Annotated in this window: 10 protein-coding genes; all 10 read left to right on the forward strand. The window is 60.3% G+C overall.

The genetic code is table 11. The features are described from left to right. Positions 1–1,377: SulP family inorganic anion transporter (locus tag ASE61_RS12310; RefSeq protein ID WP_156407075.1), on the forward strand; the 1,377-nt coding region annotated here is incomplete at its 5' end. A gap of 261 nt (positions 1,378–1,638) precedes the next feature. Further along, entirely contained in the window at positions 1,639–1,890 is a 252-nt protein-coding gene (locus ASE61_RS26460) for a DUF6894 family protein (RefSeq protein ID WP_156407076.1), read from the forward strand. Then, positions 1,891–2,085 (forward strand): hypothetical protein, encoded by a 195-nt coding sequence (locus tag ASE61_RS26465; RefSeq protein WP_156407077.1) that lies wholly within the window; start codon positions 1,891–1,893, stop codon positions 2,083–2,085. It abuts the gene before it with no gap. Between the two features lies 1 nt (position 2,086). Next, positions 2,087–2,326 carry a hypothetical protein gene (locus ASE61_RS12320; protein WP_061967334.1) on the forward strand — a complete coding sequence of 80 codons (240 nt, stop codon included), beginning with the start codon at positions 2,087–2,089 and terminating at the stop codon, positions 2,324–2,326. Positions 2,327–2,471: 145 nt separating this feature from the next. Then, entirely contained in the window at positions 2,472–2,723 is a 252-nt protein-coding gene (locus tag ASE61_RS12325) for a hypothetical protein (protein WP_061967336.1), read from the forward strand. Positions 2,724–2,804: 81 nt separating this feature from the next. Further along, positions 2,805–3,011 (forward strand): hypothetical protein, encoded by a 207-nt coding sequence (locus ASE61_RS12330; protein ID WP_156407078.1) that lies wholly within the window; start codon positions 2,805–2,807, stop codon positions 3,009–3,011. An 81-nt stretch (positions 3,012–3,092) separates the two neighbouring features. Next, a complete protein-coding gene (locus ASE61_RS12335; RefSeq protein ID WP_061967339.1) occupies positions 3,093–3,437 on the forward strand; it encodes a hypothetical protein in 345 nt (114 codons plus the stop codon). A gap of 343 nt (positions 3,438–3,780) precedes the next feature. Further along, on the forward strand, positions 3,781–3,990 hold the full coding sequence (locus tag ASE61_RS12340; RefSeq protein WP_038358045.1) for a cold-shock protein: 210 nt from the start codon (positions 3,781–3,783) through the stop codon (positions 3,988–3,990). 118 nt (positions 3,991–4,108) lie between these two features. Then, positions 4,109–4,342: a hypothetical protein gene (locus ASE61_RS12345; RefSeq protein WP_061967341.1), complete on the forward strand. Its 234-nt coding sequence runs from the start codon at positions 4,109–4,111 to the stop codon at positions 4,340–4,342. 99 nt (positions 4,343–4,441) lie between these two features. Next, on the forward strand, positions 4,442–4,798 hold the full coding sequence (locus ASE61_RS12350; RefSeq protein ID WP_061967343.1) for a response regulator: 357 nt from the start codon (positions 4,442–4,444) through the stop codon (positions 4,796–4,798). The last annotated feature ends 224 nt before the right edge of the window (positions 4,799–5,022 follow it).

Consider the following 5,022-nt stretch of genomic DNA (forward strand, 5'->3'; position numbering starts at 1 on the left):
GCCGGCGTCGATCCACAGGTCGGCCTCTTCGGATCGTTCGTCATCGGCATCGTTATCGCCTTCACGGGCGGGCGCCCGGCCATGGTCTCGGCCGCCGCRGGCTCTGTCGCTCTGGTTGCRGCGCCGCTCGTCGCCTCGCACGGCCTGTCCTACCTGCTGGCGGCGGGCCTGCTGGCGGGGCTGCTCCAGATTATCTTCGGCGTGCTGCGACTGGGCGTRCTGATGCGCTTCRTCTCGCAATCGGTCCGCACCGGCTTTGTCAACGCGCTGGCGATCCTGATCTTCGCCGCGCAAATGCCGCATCTGATGGGCGAGGCCTGGCAGACCTATGCGGTCTTCGCCGCCGGGCTTGCGATCATCTACGGCGTGCCGCGCCTGACGACGGTGATCCCGTCGCCGTTGGTCGCCATCGCCTTGCTGACGGTAGCGGCGAGCCTACTGCATCTGCCGGTCAAGACGGTGGCCGATCTCGGCCTCCTGCCCAGCTCGCTGCCAAGCTTCGCCTGGCCGACCGTGCCGCTCTCCTGGGAAACGCTGCGCATCATCGCCGGCCCTGCGGTTGCGATTGCGATGGTCGGCCTGCTGGAATCGCTGATGACGGCGACCGTTGTCGAYGACCTCACCAAGACGCCGAGCCACAAGAACCGGGAATGCACCGGCCTCGGCCTCGCCAACATGGCGGCCAGCCTGTTCGGCGGCATCGCMGGCTGCGGCATGATCGGACAGACCGTCAGCAACGTGAAATATGGCGGGCGCGGCCGGCTCTCGACGCTGTTTGCCGGCGCCTTCCTGCTCGTGCTGATGGTGGCGTTGAAGCCCTGGGTCTCGCAGGTGCCGGTCGCGGTGCTGGTCGCGATYATGGTGATGGTCTCGGYCGATACCTTCAACTGGTCTTCGCTGAAGGCCGTCGTCGCCCATCCCCGCATGTCGAGCACGGTCATGCTGGCGACGGTGGCGGTGACGGTRGTGAGCCATAATCTGGCGCTGGGCGTCCTCGTCGGCGTCCTGCTCAGCGGCGTCTTCTTCACCTTCAAGGTCGCGAGGCTGATGCAGGTCAGGGCCGAGCCGGATGCCGCGACGGGCAGGCTGACTTATCATGTCACCGGCCAGGTCTTCTTCGCCTCGGCCGATGCATTCATCGAGGCCTTCGACCTCGGATCGCACGACGAAACAAGCGTGCACATCGATGTTAGCCAGGCGCATTTCTGGGACGTGACGGCGGTCGCCGCGCTCGACAAGGTGGTCGGCCGCTACCGTGCCAACGATATTCCCGTCGAGGAACCAAGCCACCGCAACGATCGTCGATCGCCTGACAAGTCACGACAAACGACGACCGGCGCTCTCGGAACGCTAGTCGCGTTCGTATCATGCACCTAGCCCAGTTTGCGCGGATGCCGGGATTGACGAACGACGCTGGCTGGGCGAGATGCGCCATAAGCTGACCTTAGCACCTCGCCCGAAAGCGGACGCTTGCAGTCGACGGCTAGCCGGCGGCGATCGACCCATTGCTGACCTGCGGCAGTTTATTGAATTCCGCCGATGCAATGCATTTGTGCGGAGCCATCCAGCGGGAGGACAACCTTCGGAACTGACGACCGGTGGAGTTGTTTATGATGCGCCTCGCCCAGGAACTACGCCGTGCCGTTATATCGCTTCATCACCAACAACGGTGGATCGCATCATGTCGACCTTGATCTGCCGAGCGACCTTGCCGCCAGACGCGAGGCGAGAAAGGCTTTTGCCGAAGCGGCACACGATGCCCTGACCGACAGTGACCGTTGCGAAATGACGATGCTGGTAGAGCGAGATGAGCGGGTTATCTACCGTGGGCGCATTTCCTTCGACAGCGGTGACGTGAACGCGGAAAATGATCGAGCCAATGAGGCCTAGATGCCCAGCAATGCGCTTCGCTCCGGAGAGGAATACCTGGAGGCGGTGAGGCGCCTCGAAGCCCTGGGCGTGATCAAGACCGAAGATCCACAACATGCGGATTACGAAGCCCTCCTTGTCGCCGTCGATCTGTGGGAAGAGCAGCATGAGGGGCTGACGCAATTCGCAGCACTTCGTTCGCCCGACCAGGAATAAGATGCGCTCGCCGCTTTCCCAAAGCTTCACACAGGGCGGCGTGACCGTTCAGATCGAGATCCATAAATCAGCCGACGGCTGGCACTTGGAGCTGCTCCACACGGATGGGGGCTTTACTGTTTGGCTTTCCGTCTTTCCGACTGATACGGCTGCCATGGCGGCATTCACCATAGCCGTCGAGCTGCACGGCCTGGCCAGGTTGCTCGCGGTGGGTGGTGAGTACCTCCCTACGCTTCACTGACGCGGGATGCGGAGCCACCGCTGACCATCAAATGACATAGACACGCCATCAAGAGCGGTCATTATGCTCAGGCAGTTGTCTCCATGCCGCTTTTGGAAATGACCGCCGGCGGCGCATGTTGATGCCGCCTAGGCGGAGACCTGTCATGCATACCGGTAAAGGTAATTTGATCCTGCGCGACGGGCGCAAGCTCGCGCTCAATTTTCAGTTCGGCAGCAATTTTGATGAAGTCCGCTCGGGCTATCTCCACTTCAACACCGCGGAGCTAAATCCAGCATCATACGGCGATCGGCTTGAAATGATCTGCAATGACGGGACGCAGGTCAGCTTCGTGGTGACCCATTTCAGCGACCGCTATCTGGCCGTCACCGGGCGCGTCAATTCCCTGGCTGCATAGTGCGGACGCCGGCCCTTGAGGCCGATCCGGAACATCTCGGGACCTCGGGCGTTTCAATGAGTCGGAACGTTGAGGTCATAAATGTCCAGAATGCTGAGCATACATCGCGTCGGCCCGGATTGGGCGGCGCGCGATGTGACCGGCGCCAACTATGGGCAGTCTCCTGACCTCTTCGAGACCATGGAGGCGGCTGAACGTCTCGCTCGGCGCAACGGCGCAAAGGTGGTTCTGAGCCGCGAAGCACAAAACCACCTGCTCTCGCAGCCGAGCCTCAAGCCGAAACGATAAAATCGGCTTCATTTTAGACCCCGCGCTGATTGCGGTGTTTTCTCATTTCCCGCGTCGCACGCGGAATGATCGGCCCAGCAAGTGAAACCGACAGTCGAGACGTACACGGCCGTTTTGCCGTGGTACGAGCGCGCGGATTTTCAGCGCATGTGGGAACTCGCCCATGATCGAGATGATATGCCGAGTGATTACGAGGTCTGGCACGCCAGCGCCTTGGAGGTCATGAATACGTGGCTTGCCCGTGGCAGGGCACTTCAGATCGTGACGATCCGTCCAGACGAATTTGTGATGTGGCTCGAAGAGCGTGGGCTGCGGAACACGGCAGCGATGCGCCTGAGGTTCGTTGAGGATAAGGCGCGTGGCGGGGGAGCCTTAATGGCCGGCGTCGCTGCTGTTAGCCAGGGTGACGGGCATCAGAGCACTTAAGGCAACTGCCATTGTTTCGAGGCGCTGGCCTAGAAAGCGCGGGCTCCCCGGAGGGCTTGCCTTTATCCGACGATTTATGGATCGGGGGTCTCGTCGCCCAAGTAAACAGCAAATTTTCGTAAATCAAAATCGTCATTCAGAGTTGCAAAAAAAATATTGCACGCGCTGCGATTGACTTTTTGTTTCGCGGGTTCTATGTTGTCTTTACCGAGATTGCTTGGACGGCCGTTGTTATTTTCGCGCTTTGGCGCGGCTCTGATAAACTCCCCCCTTTCGAAATCGTTCTGAACTCGTCGAACATTCTGTCGGCGAGCGACAGGTCTGGCCAAGAGGAGGGTTTTTCATGACCACCGGCACAGTAAAATGGTTCAATTCCACCAAGGGTTTCGGTTTCATCCAGCCGGATGACGGCAGCCAGGACGTGTTCGTACACATCTCCGCCGTCGAGCGCGCTGGAATGCGGGACCTCCAGGAAGGCCAGAAGCTTGGATACGAGGTCGCTCGCGACAATCGTTCCGGCAAGATGGCCGCGGAACAGCTCCAGACTGCGTGATTTGGCCATCGTCGCCGTTGACCACGGATGTACTGGCACCAGCGACTTTAGCCACTCGAAAGGCCGGGCATCTGCTCGGCCTTTTTGCTTTCAATCTAGCTGCGAATGGAAATCATAAATGTTCGAACTTTCAAAACAGCGCCTGACCGCCGACAATCAGTTTCTGAAGATTCAGACCCGGGCTCTCTCCCACGCGAGGATTATGTCCGAAACGGAAAAGCTGACTCAGCAGCGCGAAGAAAACATGCAGAAGCTTCGCGGGCTTCGCTTGGCAAACGAGGCCAACGTTAAGCAGGCCGGCATCGCGGCGCAGATCAACACGAAATCGCGGCGCCGTCCGGGCTTCAAATAGGGCGTAGCATCGGCCGGACGAGTAGGCTTCTCAAATCTTATCGGAATGCTGCAACTAACCTGCGAGTGCGACGTTCATCACCGTCGCAAGGGTCGCCGCATGCCTACACAAGTCGTTCTGGTGGTCGAAGACGACCCTGTCATCCGCCTGGATCTCGCATCAATGATCGAGGACGCCGGCATCGTCGTTGTCGAGGCCGCCAACGCGGACGAAGCCATCCTCGCGCTGGAATCTCGGCGGGACATCAGCGTCGTGTTCACAGATATCGAAATGCCGGGTTCCATGGACGGGTTGAAGCTGGCATTCGCCGTGCGGGACCGTTGGCCTCCAGTGACAATCATCATCTCGTCGGGCCGGGTGAGTCCAGCCTCAGACGAGATGCCCGCCAATGCCACGTTCCTGCCGAAACCACACTCGGAGGAACGGGTCATCGCAACACTGCGGGCGGTCGCCTAGATCGCGAGCTTGGCGACCTTCGCGCTCAGGTTTACCGTGACGCCAGCGGGCGACCAGTCGTACTCGATGGTCCCACCTAACTGACCCGTGACGCTGCGCTGGAGAAGGCGGCTGCCATAGCCGGGTGGCCTGCTGCCGGTTTCGTGGACGCTCAGTTAAGCTAACCCGACCTTCTTTTCGAACTCGACCGGGCTGATGTAGCCGATGGTCGAGTGCCTGCGAAC

It is taken from the genome of Allobosea sp. Root670 (assembly GCF_001429415.1).
In the GTDB taxonomy this organism is placed as follows: Bacteria; Pseudomonadota; Alphaproteobacteria; order Rhizobiales; family Beijerinckiaceae; genus Allobosea; species Allobosea robiniae.